Here is a 1,185-nt window from a genome sequence, read left to right on the forward strand (position 1 = left end):
GCTGTAGCGTGGGCATGCGGGCGCTCGCTGCGTGTCTGCTGCTGGGGGCGACCGGCCTGTCCGGCGCAGGCGAAGACGCTGTAGCGTGGGCATGCGGGCGCTCGCTGCGTGTCTGCTGCTGGGGGCGACCGGCCTGTCCGGCGCAGGCGAAGACGCGGCCGGCGTCGAACGCATCCGGCTGCAATCGGATGCGTTGGTCGTCGAGATCACGCCATCGCTCGGCGGCCGCGTTCTGCACGTGAGCCGCGTCGGGCGCCGCAACCTGATCAAGATCGGCGAGCCGGTCGCCTCGCAACCAACGCCACGGGTGGCTGCGGATGCGGACGACATCGGCTATCTCGGCCACGATGTCTGGATGGGTCCGCAGCGCGGCTGGTGGTCCGACCAGGATGCGAATCCGTCGCGGCGCGACGAGAAAGCGGTCTGGCCGCCGGATCCCTACCTGGCATTCGCGCGGACGCGGGTGATCGCGCGCTCACCGGACCGGCTCGTGCTCGAGGGCGTCGACAGCCCGGTCACCGGCGTGCGCTTGCTGAAATCGTTCGCGTTCGATCCTGCGGATCCCGCCACCGTCGTGGTGACGGCGACCGCCCGCAACATCCGCGACCGTCCTCTCGCCCGTGACCTGTGGTTCAACACGCGCACGTCCGCCGCGACGCGCGTCTACGTGCCGGTCGCCGATGCGCGCGACGTGCGGGTGGAGGGCGCAGTGGACGCCGTGCCCGCCTGGCGGATCGACGCGGGCGTGTTCGCGTTCCTGCCCCCGCCACCGGCCACGGCGATGCGTCGCGGCAAGGTGTTACTGCAGCCGTCGGCGGGCTGGATGGCCGGCTTCGCGCAGGGCCAGGCGTTCGTGATCCGTTTCGACCTGCAACCGCGCGAGGCCATCCATCCCGACCATGGCCAGGTCGAGCTGTATCTCGACCACGCCCGCGACCTCCGCGCCGGACTGCTGGAAATGGAAATGCACGCGCCGTTCCGCACGCTCGCCCCGGGCGCGGCGATGCAGGCGCGCGAGCGCTGGACCGTCCTGCCCTACGAAGGGCCGGAGACGCAGGACGCGCAGGTCGCGTTCCTGTGCCAACGCCTGGACCTTTGCGCCGTCGCCGAGTGAGGCCTGGCGCGCGTCAGCGCCGGTCGTCGATGCCCCTGCCCGTCGCGGTCCACCACAGACCGCCGTAAAGA

1 protein-coding gene is annotated in these 1,185 nt (G+C 71.5%); it reads left to right on the plus strand.

Going from position 1 to position 1,185, the window contains the following annotated elements; all coding sequences use genetic code 11:
• Positions 1–91: 91 nt before the first annotated feature.
• On the plus strand, positions 92–1,114 hold the full coding sequence (locus tag AC04L7_RS19125; protein WP_436000669.1) for a DUF4380 domain-containing protein: 1,023 nt from the start codon (positions 92–94) through the stop codon (positions 1,112–1,114).
• Positions 1,115–1,185: the final 71 nt, after the last annotated feature.

It is taken from the genome of Pseudoxanthomonas sp. LjRoot204_2 (assembly GCF_056175765.1).